The sequence below is a fragment of the Enterobacter vonholyi genome (assembly GCF_040834095.1).
Taxonomy (GTDB): domain Bacteria; phylum Pseudomonadota; class Gammaproteobacteria; order Enterobacterales; family Enterobacteriaceae; genus Enterobacter; species Enterobacter vonholyi.
This window is the reverse complement of record NZ_CP162152.1, coordinates 2080525-2098612: the sequence shown is the minus strand read 5'-3', so window position 1 is coordinate 2098612 and position 18088 is coordinate 2080525. Positions and strand designations below refer to the sequence as shown.

Below are 18088 nucleotides of genomic sequence, written 5' to 3'. Positions count from 1 at the left end.
TATCCCTGGGAAAAAACACCCATTATTTTCAGTCTTACTTTGCGCAACACTGCGCGTCTTTTATTAACTCAAATCGGGTAATTTTGCGGCAGCGTTTTTCTCTATTCCAATAAGCGGCATTAAATTATCAACCGCGGAAGCATAATTAATTGCCGAACTCCAGCCATCATACTCAGCGATTATTTTCGCCGAAGTAGCCTGCCAGACATCCTGCTCAACGCTGAGCAGATCGTTAATGCTCCGCTTGCTCAGGGTGTACTCATTTTTATAAACATCCCGGGCGCGCAGGGCATTTTCCAGCTGCTGCTTTCCGGCCTCCATTCTTCCCCGTGCGCCGGTCCAGTCCGCCTGCGCGACGGAGGCTTTTTGCAGGACGTCAAAACGCGCCTGATCGACCTGAGAGGAGGCCATCGCTCGTGCTCCTTCAGCCTGCCGCACTCGTGCGGAAACTGCGCCCCCCTGATAAAGCGGTGCGTCAATATTGAGCTGGATCTGGTCGTCCCAGTACGAACGGTTGTCCGATTCATAACGGGTGCGCCCACCCTTCAGGCTTAACGTCGGCCAGTGCTGGGACTTCGCCGTTTCCACGCCGTACTGGGCAGAGCGCTCCATGTTTTGCGCGGCCATAACCGCCGGTATCAGCGAGTAATCAATGCGGTTGAGCGAATCAGGTTCAACCGCGAGGTTTGCAGGTACAGGCGAATAGTTTTCTGCCTGCATACCGGTTAATACCGCAAGCCGCGCGCGGGCGCTGTTTAAGGCGGCCTGATACTGCGCGACCGTCGCCTGCATGCCGGCAATACGCGTGCGGGTCTGGAGCTCATCGGAGGTCGAGCTCACGCCCGCATCGGCACGCAGCTTTGCCAGCTGCTCAACGTTTTTCAGCGCCTGAACGTTCTCCTTTGCCGCCTGCAGCAGATCGGCATAGCGTTTGACCTCGACGTAGCTCAGCGCCGTTTTTTCCGCCACGTCAGAGAGCGTGCCCATCAGCTGATAGCGATAGCTATCGCGCTGGGCGGAAGACTGGCTGATGCTGTTATTAGTCTTGCCAAAATCGTACAGCAGCTGCGTCAGGCTCAGCCCCCAGGCGGCCGAATTCTTCAGCGACCCGCTGGAATCGGTGGTCTGGCTGTGCCCTGTACTCCCGTTCAACGATATTTGCGGCATCCAGCCGCTGCGCGCTTCATCTATTTGTGCCTGGCCAATACCCAATTGTGCGGCCTGCTGACTAATAGACGGATCGCGATCGATAGCAAAAAGAATACTTTCTTTTAAGGTTGTCGTGGCAACCGGGGCAATGCCCACCTGACTGCTATTGGCGTACGCCGTATTTATGGCTAATGAAATGAATGCCAGTGCTGCTGTAAATCGGCGTAACATAGGCTTTCGTAATATCGTCATTGTTATCTCCCTGACTCTGAGTGACACTGAAGCAATTACCCAAAAAGAGGTATAGATAATTAGACAAATATCTTATTTAGCATCCTTGCCGTATTTTAGGTAAAACTCCCCCATACCCATTTCCTCTGGAGATGAGATCTGCCTGCGTCTTATTTAAATTAAGAATTTACTTATTTCCTAAAGTGGTTAGCAGCATAACAAAATGTGTTATAGGCCACTACACCCTCAATGTTAAGGCGGTGTTACAATTAAGAAAAAATATGGGGTTTCTGGACAAAACTCTTAAAATGACCTTTCAGATGAAACATATAAACCGACTGTTATTTAAGGAAAATTCTTAATTTGCTCCCTGCACATTTTTGCGTTAATTTCCTCTCGGGTCAGACACAAAGATTTTCAAAGAAGTGTCAATTTAAGTAGCCAAACAGGCCCAATTAAAATTTAATGCCATTAATAAACTAATTAAAGCAATTAAAAACCGAACTATCACCATTTAACAGAATTAAAACCCAGACAATGATGGTGCAGTGGTTACATAACCCAAACTGTTAAATAAAACATAACAATAACATTATGATTAACATTCAAAACGGCTTGCTTATACCTTTTTAATAAAATTTTAATAATCACGCATCTGAATCATCACCTCACTCCCCGACATCAAAACGACATTGCCCTTTTCTCTGCGTTAAAATGCTGTATTATGCAAACTATTGCGACATTTTGCAGGAATGTACCCCCATGCACAAAACCGCTCGTCAACGCTACGTTCTGGATATCCTGAGCGAGCAAGGCCAGGCCAGCATCACCGAGCTGGCCGAAAAGCTGCAGGTTTCAGCCGATACCATTCGTCGGGATCTGACCGACCTGGAGAACCAGGGCCTGGCGCAGAAGAACCACGGCGGAGCCATCGCGTTGAATCTCTCAGCCATGAACCGTCAGGGCCGCAATACGCTGCTGCCGGAGACCAAACAGCGCCTGGGTAAGCAGGTCGCACAGCAGGTTCCACCGGGCTCCACCCTTTTTCTGGATGCCGGGAGCACGGTGATGGCCGTCGCCACCTTTCTTCAGGGGCCGCTCACCGTCATTACCACGTCGCTGGATATCGCCCAGCACTTTAGCGACCGGGAAGACGTTGAGCTGATCCTGCTCGGCGGCAAATGGGACCACCAGCAGCGCCTGTTTGCCGGAAGCGCCACGTTATCTTTGCTGTCCCGTTATCGGGCAGATATCGCCATCCTCGGGGCGTGCGCCATTCATGCCGAACTCGGTCTGAGCGCCGGTAAAGAAGCGGATGCCGAGGTTAAACGCGCAATGCTCGACGCAAGCCACGTGCACTGGATTGTCGCCGATCATCTGAAAATTAACCGCTGCGAGCCGTATCTGGTTTCCGGGTTATCCAACATTCAACAACTCTTTTTAGATCGTCCCTGGCCTGAGCTTGGGGACCCTGGCGCATTGCAGGTCACGGTGTGCGCGAATTAACGTGGAGAAGGTCATGAGTAAAGTTCAAACAATCAACATTGCGCTGATCGGGTATGGATTTGTCGGGAAAACCTTCCATGCCCCGCTGATCCAGTCTGTGGACGGGCTTAAGCTGGCAGTTGTCTCTTCTCGCGATGAAGAGAAGGTAAAACGCGATCTGCCGGACGTACAGGTGGTCTCCACCCCTGAAGAGGCTATTCAGCATCCTGATGTTGACCTGGTAGTGATTGCCTCCCCCAACGCCACGCACGCCCCGCTGGCGACGCTGGCCCTGAACTCGGGTAAACACGTGGTCGTGGATAAACCTTTTACACTTGACATGCAGGAAGCCCGCGACCTGATTGCGCTGGCGGAGGAAAAGCAGCTGCTGCTCTCCGTCTTCCACAACCGCCGCTGGGACAGCGATTTCCTCGGCATTAAGCAGGTTATTGAGCAAGGCACGCTCGGCAAGGTTAAACACCTTGAATCGCACATCGACCGCTTCCGCCCGGAAGTGCGCGTGCGCTGGCGCGAGCAGAACGTCCCCGGGAGTGGCCTGTGGTTTGACCTGGGGCCTCATCTTATAGACCAGACGCTGCAGCTCTTTGGCCTGCCGCAGTCGGTTCAGGGGAATATCGCGACGCTGCGCGACGGCGCTGAAGTTAACGACTGGGCGCACGTGGTCTTAAACTACCCGGAGCATAAGGTGATTCTGCACGCCAGCATGCTGGTGGCAGGCGGTACGGCGCGCTTTGCCGTCAACGGGGACAAGGGCAGCGTGGTGAAGGCCAGAATCGATCAGCAGGAAGCACAGCTGCTCGCAGGGGTGACTCCTGGCAGTGAAACCTGGGGCGAAGACAGCGACAGTATGGTGTTCTTTGGGGCCGACGGCGCACCGCAGACGATCCCTACCCCGAAAGGCGATCAGCGACAGTACTATATTAACGTGCGTGATGCGCTACGCGGGGAAATCGCCAATCCTGTCCACCCTGTTGAGGCATTAGCGGTGATGGCCGTGCTGGAAGCGGCGGTGAAGTCGTCGGAGACGGGGTCAACTCAGGGGCTGGCGTTAACTGCCGAAGAGCGTGCTTTGCTGGGTTAAAAAACAAGCCGGGTGGCGCATCGCCACCCGGCAAGCGTTAAAGACTACGAACGCTTTTTCGGCATCATGCGCAGAAGGGTATTATCTTTCCAGAAATAGTGGTGCATCAGCGCCGCCGCGGCGTGCAGGCCAATCACAAAATAGCCCAGATTTGCCAGCGTTTCGTGCCACTCTTTCAGCACATCAACCAGGTCAAAATTTGACTCTGCCGCATGCGGCATCGCCAGGCCAAAAGCAAACCAGTCGCTACCCCGGTTATACATCATCACAATGCCAATCAGCGGCAGCGCAATAAACAGCAGATAAACCACCAGATGCCCCAGATGGGACATCCCCGTCACCATCGCTTTTGGCTTCGGTTGAATCGGTGGCGCGCGGAACTTCAGGCGAACCAGAAGACGCGTCACCATCAGCACCAGGATACTGATACCGCAAGAGACGTGGATCATGTTGATCGCCGGGCGCGCGGTGCGCGGGAAGAAACCTCTGAACTCCATGGCGCAGTAGGCGACGATGATTAACAGAAACACCAGCCAGTGGATGCCGATTTGCAGGCTTGTATATTTAGTGCGCATGTGATTTCTCGATTAAAAACAGTTACCGCGCCAACATAATCCCCTTTCCTTAAAAATTCATTAACTTTTCTGTATGGTTTTTCAAATACTTCCTCCCGCATGAAGCATCTTCAATTGCCGCCCTGCCCGTGATGGTCTAAGCCTGGATGAGTTCAAACTGTCGCATCGACACGTTTACAGGAGAACACCATGAGTAAAATTGGCATTAACGGCTTTGGACGCATTGGGCGCCTTGTACTGCGTCGCCTTCTTGAAACCCAGGACAGTAATACCGTCGTCGCCATCAACGACCTCACCTCCCCGAAAGTGCTGGCCTACCTGCTAAGGCATGATTCCAACTACGGTGGCTTCCCGTGGAGCGTGGACTTCACCGAGGATGCGCTGATTGTGGACGGTAAAACCATTGCGGTGTACGCCGAGAAAGAGGCGAAGCACATTCCGTGGAAAGCCGCAGGCGTGGATATCGTCGTGGAGTGCACCGGCTTTTATACTTCTGAAGAGAAATCACGGGCGCACCTGGACGCCGGCGCGAAGAAAGTGCTGATTTCTGCGCCTGCGGGTGACATGAAAACTATCGTCTACAGCGTTAATGACGACACCATTAACGCCAGTGATACCATCATCTCCGTCGCCTCCTGCACCACCAACTGCCTCGCTCCGCTGGCGAAAGCCCTGAACGATGCGTTTGAAATTAAGGTGGGCACCATGACCACCATTCACGCCTATACCGGTACGCAGGCGCTGGTAGATGGCCCGCGCGGGAAAGACCTTCGCGCCTCCCGGGCGGCGGCAGAGAACATTATTCCGCACACCACTGGTGCCGCCAAAGCCATTGGCCTGGTGATCCCTGCGCTCAGCGGCAAACTTAAGGGCCACGCGCAGCGCGTGCCGGTAAAAACGGGTTCGGTAACCGAGCTCGTGGCCATTCTGGGCAAGAAAGTCACCGTTGAGGAGATCAACGCCGCGCTGAAAAAGGCGACGCAGGGCAATAAATCGTTTGGGTATACCGACGAAGAAATTGTGTCGTCAGATGTGATTGGCTCGCACTATGGTTCGGTGTTTGACGCCACGCAGACGGAGGTGTCAGAGGCGGGAGAACTTCAGCTGGTGAAAGCCGTTGCCTGGTATGACAACGAATACGGTTTCGTCACTCAACTGGTGCGGACGCTGGATAAGTTTGCGGCACTGTGATTTTTTCCCCTCATCCTAACCCTCTCCCCATTGGGGCGAGGGAATTGTTCCGTGCTCAGATGATTTTTCGCGTCACCTTCAGGACCGGATCCTGCTGCAGCTGTTTCCATGCGTCCATGACGGCCTCGGGGAATTCAACGTGAGCAATATAATCCCGCCCGGCCGGGCCATAGCCGTTGGCGTCATCATACAGGCGCGGCAGTTCCCCCAGAACCAGAGAAAGATAGCGGTCAACGGGCCACAGCCCGGTGTTGCCCTCACCGAATTCCACGCCCTCTTTTCCGTTTTGCAGCGTTGGCGTAAACCCGGGATGGCTTGTCCACTCCGGTGACTCGGACTCATCCCGACAAACGCGGGCAAACGTCGCCATCGTGCGGCGCTGCATCGTCGGATCCTGCACCACCAGCACCCGCCCGGTCGTTCGATGACGCTGTTTCAGCATGTTCCAGCTAAAGCGCGCGTTTTCACCGCAGTTGGTGGATTGATCCTCAACCCACAGATGCCCCTGCGGGATCTGCCAGAACTCCCGCGCAATGTCGGCAAGAATGCTTGCTTCGGCCCGCCCTGCGACCGGTACGGTGTGGTAACGCGGATGACTGGCGATGGCAGCATATAAAAAGGTGGTCGAATGCCCGATGCCGCCGCTAATCAGGAGCGGGATTTCTCTCTGCGCGGCAATACGGCAGGCCGCGTCAATGGTTGGGATCACCGCGTTTCCAGCCAGAATCACCGCATCTATCTCCGGGGCCTGACGCGTCACGCTCAGATCATCCTGCGCCAGCCATTCACCGACAGTATTGATGGCCGCCAGCGTGGCATTCGCCAGAACGGGAAAATGGGGCTGAACCATGGTGAACTCCTCACGTTGTTGAAGCGCCGAATTTATCATTTTCTGAAATAACCAGAAACATCCAAAAATCATCGGGTTGCACCTGCCTATTATGCTTTTGATTTCCAGCCTTACAAAACATTGTATTGTGCAGACGTTATGTAAAAGCACCCGGCGCTGCTTATTTCACCGTGATCTGACCAGTTTTATCCCCCCTTCGCTTGCCAAAAACAACATCCAACCCTAAGTTGCTTAACAATTTCACAACCTTTTTCATCATCACAGGTTGCACCTGAAGCGCGCCAGGTGACACCTCTCTCTCATCATCAACGTGGCGGGGTTTCAGGTCATGACAGAACATGAAAGTACGACGACGGTATTACGAAAAAATAAAAAGGTATTAATCGCCAGCCTTACCGGGAGCGCCATTGAATGGTTTGACTATTTTCTCTACGGTACGGCGGCCGCGCTGGTCTTCAATAAGATCTTTTTCCCGATGGTCGATCCGGTGATCGGTCTCATTCTCTCGTATCTCTCTTTCTCATTAACCTTTTTTATTCGCCCCATTGGCGGGGTACTTTTCGCCCATATTGGCGACCGCATCGGACGTAAAAAAACCCTCGTTCTAACCCTCTCACTAATGGGGGGTGCAACCGTCATGATTGGTCTGCTGCCCACGTATGAGATGATTGGCCTGTGGGCTCCCGCTCTGCTGATCCTGATGCGCATCATTCAGGGGATGGGCATCGGCGGTGAATGGGGCGGCGCGCTGCTGCTGGCCTATGAATACGCGCCAGAAAAACGTAAAGGCTTCTTCGGCAGCATTCCGCAAGCGGGCGTCACCATCGGCATGCTGATGGCAACCTTTATCGTTTCGCTGATGACTCTGTTCAGCGAGGAGGATTTTCTCTCCTGGGGCTGGCGTATCCCGTTCCTGCTGAGTTCGGTTCTGGTGTTGCTCGGCCTGTGGATCCGCAAGGATATTGATGAAACGCCCGATTTTAAGAGAGTCAAAGCGTCCGGTCAGGTGGCTAAGGCCCCGCTGCGCGATACGCTGAAGCATCACTGGCGTGAAGTGCTGATCGCCGCCGGTCTGAAGGTGGTTGAAACCGCCCCCTTCTACATCTTCTCTACGTTTGTAGTGAGCTATGCCACCAGCACGCTGACCTATCAAAAATCACAGGCGCTTGAGGCCGTGACGCTGGGAGCCCTGGTGGCGACCATTATGATCCCGCTGATGGGGCTGCTCTCCGATAAAATAGGCCGTCAGCGCATGTACGCAATCAGCGTCTTCGTGCTTGGCCTGTTTATCGTACCGTGGTTTATGCTGCTCAATACCGGTACAACCTGGGGCATCGTGCTCGCGACGGTCATCGCCTTTGGCGTGCTGTGGGCCCCTGTCACGGCGGTACTCGGCACGCTGTGCTCTGAAATTTTTAGTGCAAACGTGCGCTACACCGGCATTACACTCGGCTATCAGCTGGGTGCCGCGCTGGCCGGCGGTACCGCCCCGCTGATTGCCACCGGCCTGCTGGCAAAATATGACGGCGACTGGGTGCCGGTGGCCTGGTATCTTGCCGTCACGGTAACCATTTCCTTAATCGCGATTTTCTGCGCCAGCCGCGTTAAGCGTGCAACACTCATCCAGGCGCAGCCCGAACGTCTCTGACCGTTCCCGGCCCGTCCTGCGGGCCGCTCTTTTTCCTTAAATTTCCCTTCACCATTTGATTAACATGCGTAAATCATATTCACTTGAATTATCATTTGCGGCAGACGTAGAATCGCTAGCCCGCTAATTATTCAATCATTTCTAAGGTAAACGACGTTATGCGCCTGCCCGAACGCGACCCTTATGCTCCTCGCGAGTGGCAGCCACATGAGAAACCCGCCCTGCTGGGTTCGCCCTCCACGCCAGAACACAGTACGCCAAAACGCATTGCCTACGGCGTCGTGGGCCTGCTGGTCTGCCTGACGGGGGCGCTGGGGAATGCGGTGGTGACCGCCAACTTGCAAAATTTGCAGGGGACATTCGGCGCCTGGTCGACCGAAATCGCATGGCTGCCCGCGGTCTATGTGATGACCAACATCTCCATTAACCTGCTACTGGTCAAATTCCGCCAGCAGTACGGTTTGCGGGCCTTTACGGAAGGGTTTCTGGTGCTGTACGTGCTGGTCACCTTTTTCCACCTGTTCGTTAACGATCTCAGCTCGGCGCTGATGGTTCGCGCCGCGCACGGCATGGTGGCCGCCGCGCTCAGCTCGCTGGGGATTTATTACCAGATCCAGGCCTGGCCTGCGAAGCACCGCCTGAAGGCGCTGACCATTGGCATCACCGGGTCGTCGCTCGCCATCCCGCTGGCGCGCCTGTTTTCAACCGAGCTGCTGCAGCTGGACGAGTGGCGCGGGCTCTATTTCTTCGAGCTAGGGCTGGCGCTGATCTCCCTGGCCTGCGTGATAGCCTTAAAACTGCCGCCGGGCGACCGGCGCAAGGTATTCGAGAAAAAAGACTTTATCACCTTCTTTTTAATGGCCCCCGGGATGGCCCTGCTCTGCGCCGTACTCTCGTTAGGCCGCCTTGACTGGTGGTTCGAAGCGCCGTGGATTGGCTGGTCGCTGGCGCTATCGCTGGTGCTGATTGTGGCGGCCATCGTCTTTGAACATAACCGCACTAACCCGCTGCTGAACACCCGCTGGCTGTCGAGCGGCAGCATCGTCCGCCTGGGGCTGATTATGCTGCTGATCCGTATCGTGCTGGCAGAGCAAAACACCGGTGTCATCGGCTGGCTGCAGTACGTAGGCTTACAGAACGAGCAGATGACGCACCTGGCGTGGTCTATTTTCGCTGGGATCGTCTGCGGAATTGTCACCAGCTGTCTCACCATCAAGCCGACGAAACTGGCGTGGCCAATCATCACGTCTCTGGCGCTGATGATTGTTGCCTCGCTGCTGGACAGCCAGTCCAACAACCTGACCCGCCCGGATCAGCTGATGGTAAGCCAGTTCCTGCTCGGCTTCGGCAGCGCCTTCTTCCTGGCGCCCGCCATGCTGGCCGCCATTGGCGGCGTGATCGCCGACCCACGCAACCTGGTCAGCTTCTCGGTGATGTTTGGCATGAGCCAGAACCTCGGCGGCCTGCTGGGCTCCGCGATCCTCGGCACCTTCCAGACCTGGCGCGAGAAGTACCACTCCAGCCTGCTGGCGGACCAGCTCACCACGCTCAATCCGCTGGTCAACGAGCGAATTCAGCTTTATACCCAGATGTATAAAAGCCTGATCGGCGACAGCGCGCTGCTGGGAACGCAGGCGATAACGCAGCTGCAAACGGTCACAACGCTGGAGGCGAATATTCTGGCTTATAACGATACTTATCTGCTGACGGCGAGCATCGCTGCCGCCACGCTGGTCTGGATTTTATGGCGCTTGCTGCGCCTGCGCATCACTGCCCGTCTGGCGCTGAAGAACGCCACCGGCAATAAATAATTGAAAGAGTTCTGGAGAGTTTATGAGTCAGCAGGATGCCGCCAAAGAGCAGGCCAACACCCGCAAAAATGTGCGCATTGTTTCCGTTTTTACCGCCGCCGCCATCGGTATTGTTGGCGTGCTGGTGATCCTTTACGCGTGGCAGCTGCCGCCGTTCACCCGCCACACACAGTTTACCGATAATGCCTACGTGCGCGGTCAGACGACGTTTATAAGCCCGCAGGTAAACGGCTATATCACTGAGGTCAAGGTTCAGGACTTTGAGCAGGTCAAAAAAGGCGACCTGCTGGTGCAGATCGATGACCGAATCTATCGGCAGCGCGTGCATCAGGCCGAGGCGCAGCTGGCGATGAAAATTGCCGCCCTGAATAACAACCTGCAGCAGCGTAAAAGCGCCGAAGCCGTCATCGCCAAAAATGACGCCGCGCTGAAAAATGCCCGCGCCCAGAGCCTGAAAAGCCAGGCGGATTTAAAGCGGGTGAAAGAGCTGACCTCTGACGGCTCGCTTTCCATTCGCGAGCGCGACGCGGCGCTGGCCAGTGCCGCCCAGGGCAGTGCCGACATCGACCAGGCGAAAGCCGCCCTTGAGATGTCGCGTCAGGATCTGCAGACGGTGATTGTGAACCGCGGCGCGCTGGAGGCGGATGTCGAAAACGCGAAAGCGGCGCTTGAGCTGGCGCAGATTGACCTGCAAAACACCCGCATCATCGCCCCGCGCGACGGCCAGCTCGGCCAGATCGCCGTGCGTCTCGGGGCGTATGTGACCGCCGGAACCCATCTCACCACCCTTGTGCCTCCTCAGCACTGGGTCATTGCGAATATTAAAGAGACTCAGCTCGCAGAGCTGCGCGTCGGCCAGCCGGTGAAGTTCACCGTAGATGCCCTGAACAACAAAGCGTATCAGGGCCGCGTGGAGAGTATTTCCCCGGCGACCGGCGTGGAGTTCAGCGCCATCACGCCGGACAACGCCACCGGCAACTTTGTCAAAATCGCCCAACGTATTCCGGTGCGCATTGAGGTGCTCGGTAAGCCAGAAGATTCCGCGCTGCTGCGTCCGGGTATGTCGGTACAGGTGACCATTGATACGCGGGAGGCGAAGTAATGATCCTTCGCCCGATTGCCGCGCTGGCGGCGGCGGTCATGCTGGCCGGATGCCAGTCCGCAGACGTAAAACCGGTGCAGCCGACGCTGCAAATTCCTGCGCAGTGGCGCACCGTCTCCGGCCCTGCCAGCCCGGCGGAGCAGCTCTGGTGGCGCAATTTTCATGACAACCACCTCAACCGCTATGTGGATCAGGCGCTTAAGAATAACAGCGACGTGCTGATCGCCCGCGAACGAATTAACGAGTATCAGGCGCGGGTCTATGCGGCTGACGGGAGCCTGTTTCCTTCGCTTGACGCGGGCGTAACCGGGACGCGCGCCCGTTCACAATCCGCCGCGACCGGGCTGCCGGTCTACGGCACGCTGTACAGAGGTAGCCTGACGGCGAGCTATGACGTGGATATCTGGGGCGTCAACCGCAGCACGGCCAATGCCGCCGAGGCCTCGCTGGCGGCGCAAAAAGCCGCCGCCGCGGCCGCGGATTTGACCGTTGCCTCCTCCGTTGCATCCGGCTACGTCACCCTGCTCTCGCTTGACGAACAGCTGCGCGTGACCGAATCCACGCTGAAATCGCGCGAAGAGGCGTTTAACCTCGCGAAACGTCAGTTTGAGACGGGCTACAGCTCGCGCCTGGAGCTGATGCAGTCGGATTCCGAACTGCGCTCAACGCGGGCGCAGGTTCCCGTGCTGCGGCATCAGATTGCGCAGCAGGAGAATGCCCTCAGCCTGCTGCTGGGAAGCAATCCCGGCGCGGTGGCGCGCAGCGAACGCTATGAGACGCTGACGCCCCTGAAGCTCCCGTCACAGCTGCCTTCTGCGCTCCTGAACCGCAGGCCGGATATCGTCCAGGCCGAACGCCAGCTGGTGGCGGCTGACGCCTCGCTCGCGGCGTCGCGCGCCAGCCTGCTGCCGTCGATCAACCTGACCGCCACCGGTTCGGTTCAGGATCGCACCCTTTCCGGCCTGCTGGACAACCCGCTTCAGCTCTGGAGCGTCGGAGGTAGTATCCTTGCCCCGCTGCTGAACCGCCAGGCGCTGAATGCGCAGGTGGATATTTCTCAGTCCCAGCGTAACCAGGCGCTGTACGCCTATGAAAAAACCGTGCGTAACGCGTTTGCCGAAGTGAACAACAGCCTTGATGCGATAAGTCGCTATCAGGAACAGCTGAAGGAGCTGCTTGCCCAGCAGGAGGTGGCCCAGGAGACGCTGCGCATTGCGCAGAACCGCAATCGCAACGGCTACTCCTCCTATCTGGACGTGCTGGACGCGCAGCGCACGCTGTACTCGGTTCAGACCAGCGTCGTGCAGGTGAAAAATAACCTGCTGCTGGCGCAGATTGATTTGTACAGAGCGCTGGGCGGCGGCTGGAATGGCGCGTAAACCCGGTTTGGGCGCTGATGCCCTCACCCCGGCCCTCTCCCACAGGGCGAGGAAGAAAACCCAAGGAGTCAATCTATGCAACAAAAATGGTCTGCCGTAGATAATTACATGATTTCTTCTCTTATCCCTGACGATGACGTACTGAATCAGGTTCTGGAAAACAACAAACGCGCCGGGCTCCCCGAGCACGACGTAGCGGCCAATCAGGGGCAGCTGCTGGCGCTGTTCGTGCGCATGACGCAGGCGCGGCGGATACTTGAGATCGGTACGCTGGGTGCCTACAGCTCAATCTGGATGGCGCGTGCGCTGCCGCCGGACGGTAAGCTGATTACGCTTGAGGCCGATCCCACGCATGCCCGCGTTGCGCGCGAGAATATTCAGCTTGCGGGGTTAAACGAACGCATTGAATTAATTGAAGGCCCGGCGCTGAGCTCGCTGGAGAATTTCGGCGACGTTCCGCCGTTCGACCTGATCTTTATTGATGCCGATAAGCCAAACAATCCCGGCTATCTGGAGTGGGCACTGCACTACTCCCGCCCCGGCACGGTAATTATCGGCGATAATGTGGTGCGTGACGGCGAGGTAATCAACGGGGAAAGCGACGACGCGCGCGTGCTGGGCGTGCGGCGTTTTATTGAGATGGAAGGAGATAATCCGCGTTTAACCGCCACCGCGCTGCAAACGGTGGGGGTTAAGGGATGGGATGGGTTTACGCTGGCGATTGTGAACGGGTGAAAATTGTGCGGGGCTGATGCCCTCACCCCGACCCTCTCCCACAGGGAGAGGGAGAAAACCCGGCAAGGGTTTAACCGGAAATCTGCTCCATCGCCTGCAGAATACGCTTATCCGAAATCGGATACGGCGTACCGAGCTGCTGGGCAAAGAAGCTGACGCGCAGCTCCTCGATCATCCAGCGGATCGCCTGCACGTATTCATCGTCGCGGCGGGCAGGCGGCAGTTTGTTGAGCCACTGCTGCCACGCCTGCTGGACGCTCTCCACTTTCAGCATCTGCGCGCGATCGCGGTGCGGATCGATGGCCATCTTCTCCAGCCGTTTTTCAATCGCCTGCAGATAGCGCAGCGTATCGCCGAGACGATTGAAGCCGTTGCCGGTCACAAAGCCGCGGTAAACCAGGCCGGTCATCTGCGCCTTCACGTCTGACAGCCCGAGCGCCATGGTCATATCCACGCGCCCCTTCAGGCGCTTGTTGATATTGAACACGGTGGTGAGGATCTGCTCCACCTGCTTCGCGATGTCCACCACGGTGTCGTTCAGCTCCGCGCGCACCTTTTCATGAAGCTGGGCAAAGCCCTCTTCCGTCCAGACCGGACCGCCCGCCTCGTGGATCAGCTTGTCCACGCCGCAGGAGATGCAGTCGTCAATCAGATCCAGCACCTTGCCGTACGGGTTAAAGTAGAGCCCCAGCTTGGCCTTGTTCGGCAGCTTCTCGTGCAGATATTTAATCGGCGACGGGATATTAAGCAGCAGCAGGCGACGCAGCCCGCGCCACATCATCTGCTGCTGTTCCTGCGGGTTATCAAACAGTTTGATTGCCACGCTGTCGCGCTCGTCCACCAGCGCAGGCCAGGCTTTGACCTTATAGTTGCCGCGCTTCTGTTCGTAGCTTTCCGGAAGTTGGCCAAAGCTCCAGATATGCAGCCCGCTCTGCTCGATGCCGTCGTCGGCCACCGCAGAGAGCGTCTCCTGGACTTTGCCTTTCAGCGCCTCTTTCAGCTCGCTCAGGGAACGCCCTTCCAGCAGCTTTTTGTTTTTATCGTCCACCACGCGGAAGCTGATTTTCAGGTGATCGGGCACCTGATCCCAGTTCCAGTCGTCGCGGTCGATGGTCGTCCCGGTCATGCGGCGGAATTCACGCTCCAGCGCGTCCAGCAGCGGCAGCTCCAGCGGCGTGACGCGGCCCAAAAACGCTTCCGCGTAGTTTGGCGCAGGCACAAAGTTGCGGCGCACCGGTTTCGGCAGGGATTTGATCAGCGCAATCACCAGCTCGCGGCGCAGGCCGGGGATTTGCCACTCGAACCCGCTCTCGTCCACCTGGTTTAACAGCGGCAGCGGAATGTGGACGGTCACGCCGTCCGCGTCTGCCCCTGGCTCAAACTGATAGGTCAGACGCAGCTTGAGGTTGCCCTGATGCCAGAAGTTCGGGTAGTCGAGCTTGCTGACCGACTCCGCTCCCTCTTTAATCAGCATGCTCTTTTCAAAGTTGAGCAGGTCCGGCGTCTCTTTGCTGGCCTTCTTCCACCAGCTGTCGAAGTGGCGGGCAGAGATAACATCGTGGCTGATGCGCTGGTCGTAAAACTCGAACAGCGCTTCATCATCCACCAGGATGTCGCGGCGGCGCGATTTATGCTCCAGCTCTTCCACTTCGGCGCGCAGCTTCAGGTTTTCACGGAAGAAGGCGTGCCGCGTCTGCCAGTCACCCTCCACCAGCGCGTGGCGGATAAACAGCTCGCGGCACAGGGCCGGATCGATCTGGCTGTAGTTGACCTTACGCGCGGCGACCACCGGCAGGCCGTAAACGGTCACTTTCTCGGTCGCCATCACCGCGCCCTGCGCGCGCTCCCAGTGCGGTTCACTGTACGAGCGCTTAAGCAGATGCTGCGCCACCGGCTCCACCCATTCCGGATCGATACGGGCCGCAATGCGTCCCCACAGGCGGCTGGTTTCCACCAGCTCCGCGACCATGGTCCACTTCGGCGGCTTCTTGAAAAGGCCGGAACCCGGGAAGATGGCGAAACGGGCGTTGCGCGCGCCGGTATACTCCTGCTTCTCGGCGTCCTTCATTCCAATGTGGGACAGCAGGCCGGTCAGCAGCGCGATATGGATTTCGCGGTACTCCGCCGGTTCGCTGTTCACCGGAATGCCCAGCTCTTTCACCACCTGGCGCAGCTGGGTGTAGATATCCTGCCACTCGCGCACGCGCAGGTAGTTGAGGAAATCCACGCGGCACTGGCGGCGGAACTGGTTCGAGGAGAGCGCTTTCTGCTGCTCGCCGAGGTAGTTCCACAGGTTCACGAAGGCGAGGAAATCGGACTCTTTGTCGTGGAAGCGGCGGTGCTTTTCGTCAGACGCCTGCTGTTTGTCCATCGGGCGCTCGCGCGGGTCCTGAATGGAGAGCGCAGAGGTGATGATCATCGCCTCGCGCACGCAGCCGTGCTTTTGCGCTTCCAGAACCATGCGCGCCAGACGCGGGTCGACCGGCAATTGACTGAGCTGGCGGCCCAGCGGCGTCAGCTTGTAGACCGTCGCCTGCTCGTCGGTGGTAATCGCCCCGAGCTCTTCCAGCAGACGCACGCCGTCCTGAATGTTGCGTTTATCCGGCGCTTCGACGAACGGGAACGCCGCGATGTCGCCCAGCCCCAGCGCGGTCATCTGCAGGATAACGGACGCCAGGTTGGTGCGCAGAATTTCCGGGTCGGTAAACTCCGGGCGCGACAGGAAATCATCTTCGGAATAGAGACGAATACAGATCCCTTCCGACACGCGGCCGCAACGGCCTTTACGCTGGTTTGCGGACGCCTGAGAGACCGGCTCAATCGGCAGCCGCTGGACCTTGGTGCGGTAGCTGTAGCGGCTGATGCGCGCCGTGCCCGGGTCGATAACGTATTTAATTCCCGGCACGGTCAGCGAGGTTTCCGCCACGTTGGTCGCCAGGACGATGCGGCGCCCGCCGTGCGGCTGGAAGACGCGGTTCTGCTCGCTGTTGGACAGACGGGCGTACAGCGGCAGGATCTCGGTATGGCGCAGGTCGCGCTTGCTGAGCGCATCGGCGGTGTCGCGGATTTCGCGCTCGCCGCTCATGAAGATCAGAATGTCGCCCGCGCTTTCGTTACCCAGCTCGTCAACGGCATCAAAAATGGCCTGCAGCTGGTCGCGCTCGGTATCATCCGCCTCTTCCACAATCGGGCGATAGCGCACTTCCACGGGGTACGTGCGTCCTGACACCTCGACGATCGGCGCATTGTTGAAGTGCTTCGAGAAGCGCTCCGGATCGATGGTCGCGGAGGTGATGATGATTTTCAGATCCGGGCGGCGCGGCAGCAGCTCTTTCAGGTAGCCGAGCAGGAAATCGATGTTCAGGCTGCGCTCGTGCGCTTCGTCAATGATGATGGTGTCGTACTGCATCAGCAGGCGATCCTGCTGGATTTCCGCCAGCAGAATACCGTCGGTCATCAGCTTGACCATGGTGTTATCGCTCACGTGGTCGCTGAAACGGACCTTGTAGCCGATGCAGCCGCCCGGCTCCGTCTGCAGCTCTTCGGCAATACGGTTGGCAACGGTGCGCGCCGCCAGACGACGCGGCTGGGTGTGGCCAATCAGGCCTTTGATCCCGCGGCCCAGCTCCATACAGATTTTCGGCAGCTGGGTGGTTTTCCCCGAACCGGTTTCACCCGCGACAATCACCACCTGGTGGTCGCGGACGGCCTCAAGGATGTCCTGTTTTTTCTGGCTGACGGGCAGGTTTTCCGGGTAGGTAATCGCCGGTCGCGCGGCTTCGCGCAGCAAGACTTTCCCTGCCGCCTGTTCAATCTCTTTCCCCATCTCCTGGTAAATGGCCTGCTGAGCATCAGGATTTTTAACCTTCTTAACGCCGTGCAGACGGCGGGCGAAACGCTGTTTGTCGCGCAGCATCAGAGAATCGAGCTGTTGCAGGAGGATCGGGAAGGTGAATTTTTGTTGTTCTGTCATAGCGTTAAAGGGCAGTACACGCCCTGATAAATTCTCTTTTTAATGATTGCTATAGAGTACCACAATGACGCCTTTCGCGCCTTATTCAAAAAATTCGAACATAGGCTTCGATATATTGCGCTATCTCTATGGCAGGATTGTGAATAGAGTGTCAACAAGCAACGGGGCAACCCCCTTCAATCAAATGCAAAAACAGGAATCACCCATGAGCAAAGTATTAGTTTTGAAATCCAGTATTCTGGCAGGGTACTCTCAGTCTGGTCAGCTGTCTGATTACTTCGTTGAACAGTGGCGTGAACAGCATTCTGCTGACGAAATCACCGTGCGTGACCTGGCTGCAAACCCAATTCCTGTGCTGGATGGCGAGCTGGTTGGCGCGCTGCGCCCAAGCGATGCACCGCTGAGCCCACGTCAGCAGGAAGCCCTGGCGCTCTCTGACGAGCTGATTGCCGAGCTGCAGGCGCACGACGTTATCGTCATCAACGCCCCAATGTACAACTTCAACATCCCTACCCAGCTGAAGAACTACTTCGACCTGGTGGCACGCGCTGGCGTAACCTTCCGTTACACCGAGAATGGCCCTGAAGGTCTGGTGAAAGGCAAACGTGCGATCGTACTGACCAGCCGTGGCGGCATCCATAAAGACACCCCAACCGACCTGGTTGCGCCGTACCTGAGCCTGTTCCTGGGCTTCATCGGCATCACTGACGTGAACTTCGTGTTCGCTGAAGGTATCGCCTACGGTCCTGAAGTGGCGACCAAAGCGCAGACCGACGCGAAAGCCGCTATCGACAGCCTGGTTGCAGCGTAAGACTTCACCCTCTCACCGCCCGGTGGGAGGGTTTTTCTTTTCCCCC

13 protein-coding genes are annotated in these 18088 nt (G+C 57.2%); 9 read left to right on the top strand and 4 right to left on the bottom strand.

Features of this window, described 5'->3' with window-relative positions:
- Positions 1-63: 63 nt before the first annotated feature.
- Positions 64-1401, bottom strand: a complete 1338-nt coding sequence (locus AB3N39_RS10005; RefSeq protein WP_133294365.1) for a TolC family outer membrane protein — start codon at positions 1399-1401, stop codon at positions 64-66.
- Between the two features lie 741 nt (positions 1402-2142).
- On the opposite strand from AB3N39_RS10005, the gene AB3N39_RS10000 reads away from it, so the two are divergent.
- Positions 2143-2886, top strand: coding sequence for a DeoR/GlpR family DNA-binding transcription regulator (locus tag AB3N39_RS10000; RefSeq protein WP_115875010.1), 744 nt, complete (start codon positions 2143-2145; stop codon positions 2884-2886).
- A 13-nt stretch (positions 2887-2899) separates the two neighbouring features.
- Positions 2900-3967, top strand: a complete 1068-nt coding sequence (locus AB3N39_RS09995; RefSeq protein WP_136194833.1) for an oxidoreductase — start codon at positions 2900-2902, stop codon at positions 3965-3967.
- A 44-nt stretch (positions 3968-4011) separates the two neighbouring features.
- Here AB3N39_RS09995 and cybB read toward each other — a convergent pair whose 3' ends face one another.
- Positions 4012-4542 (bottom strand): cytochrome b561, encoded by a 531-nt coding sequence (cybB, locus tag AB3N39_RS09990; protein WP_111964665.1) that lies wholly within the window; start codon positions 4540-4542, stop codon positions 4012-4014.
- A 189-nt stretch (positions 4543-4731) separates the two neighbouring features.
- On the opposite strand from cybB, the gene gap reads away from it, so the two are divergent.
- Positions 4732-5733, top strand: a complete 1002-nt coding sequence (gene gap / locus AB3N39_RS09985) for a type I glyceraldehyde-3-phosphate dehydrogenase (RefSeq protein WP_288461741.1) — start codon at positions 4732-4734, stop codon at positions 5731-5733.
- A gap of 55 nt (positions 5734-5788) precedes the next feature.
- On the opposite strand, the gene AB3N39_RS09980 is transcribed toward gap, so the two are convergent.
- Positions 5789-6583, bottom strand: a complete 795-nt coding sequence (locus tag AB3N39_RS09980) for a YdcF family protein (protein WP_367897272.1) — start codon at positions 6581-6583, stop codon at positions 5789-5791.
- A 328-nt stretch (positions 6584-6911) separates the two neighbouring features.
- Here AB3N39_RS09980 and AB3N39_RS09975 point away from each other — a divergent pair, with 328 nt between their 5' ends.
- From AB3N39_RS09975 to AB3N39_RS09955, 5 genes are all read left to right on the top strand, one after another.
- Entirely contained in the window at positions 6912-8231 is a 1320-nt protein-coding gene (locus AB3N39_RS09975) for an MFS transporter (RefSeq protein ID WP_248174042.1), read from the top strand.
- A 158-nt stretch (positions 8232-8389) separates the two neighbouring features.
- Positions 8390-10042, top strand: coding sequence for an MFS transporter (locus AB3N39_RS09970; RefSeq protein ID WP_064790983.1), 1653 nt, complete (start codon positions 8390-8392; stop codon positions 10040-10042).
- A gap of 22 nt (positions 10043-10064) precedes the next feature.
- Entirely contained in the window at positions 10065-11144 is a 1080-nt protein-coding gene (locus AB3N39_RS09965) for an HlyD family secretion protein (protein ID WP_367897271.1), read from the top strand.
- Complete coding sequence (locus AB3N39_RS09960; protein ID WP_367897270.1) at positions 11144-12523, top strand: efflux transporter outer membrane subunit; 1380 nt, start codon at positions 11144-11146, stop codon at positions 12521-12523. The genes AB3N39_RS09965 and AB3N39_RS09960 overlap by 1 nt, the downstream gene beginning before the upstream one ends.
- Positions 12524-12598: 75 nt before the next feature.
- A complete protein-coding gene (locus tag AB3N39_RS09955; protein WP_367897269.1) occupies positions 12599-13258 on the top strand; it encodes an O-methyltransferase in 660 nt (219 codons plus the stop codon).
- 70 nt (positions 13259-13328) lie between these two features.
- Here AB3N39_RS09955 and hrpA read toward each other — a convergent pair whose 3' ends face one another.
- A complete protein-coding gene (hrpA, locus tag AB3N39_RS09950; protein ID WP_367897268.1) occupies positions 13329-17231 on the bottom strand; it encodes an ATP-dependent RNA helicase HrpA in 3903 nt (1300 codons plus the stop codon).
- A 205-nt stretch (positions 17232-17436) separates the two neighbouring features.
- On the opposite strand from hrpA, the gene azoR reads away from it, so the two are divergent.
- Complete coding sequence (gene azoR / locus AB3N39_RS09945; RefSeq protein WP_008502313.1) at positions 17437-18042, top strand: FMN-dependent NADH-azoreductase; 606 nt, start codon at positions 17437-17439, stop codon at positions 18040-18042.
- Positions 18043-18088 lie beyond the last annotated feature (46 nt).